The sequence below is a fragment of the Caballeronia grimmiae genome (assembly GCF_000698555.1).
GTDB classification, from domain to species: domain Bacteria; phylum Pseudomonadota; class Gammaproteobacteria; order Burkholderiales; family Burkholderiaceae; genus Caballeronia; species Caballeronia grimmiae.
Genome location: NZ_JFHE01000159.1, coordinates 1 through 306 on the forward strand (window position 1 = coordinate 1; position 306 = coordinate 306).

Annotated in this window: 1 rRNA gene; it reads left to right on the forward strand. The window is 52.6% G+C overall.

Going from position 1 to position 306, the window contains the following annotated elements:
• Nucleotides 1-306 (forward strand): 16S ribosomal RNA (locus tag BG57_RS33545); the annotation flags it as partial.

Below are 306 nucleotides of genomic sequence, written 5' to 3' on the forward strand. Positions count from 1 at the left end.
GAATTCAGTGTCAGCAGCCGCGGTAATACAGAGGTCTCAAGCGTTGTTCGGAATCACTGGGCGTAAAGGGTACGTAGGCGGCTTGATAAGTCGTGCGTGAAAGGCAGGGGCTCAACCTCTGGAGTGCGCATGATACTGTTGAGCTGGAGTAATGGAGGGGGAACCGGAATTCTTGGTGTAGCAGTGAAATGCGTAGATATCAAGAAGAAGACTCGTGGCGAAGGCGGGTTCCTGGACATTAACTGACGCTGAGGTACGAAGGCCAGGGTAGCGAAAGGGATTAGAAACCCTAGTAGTCCAGGCGTT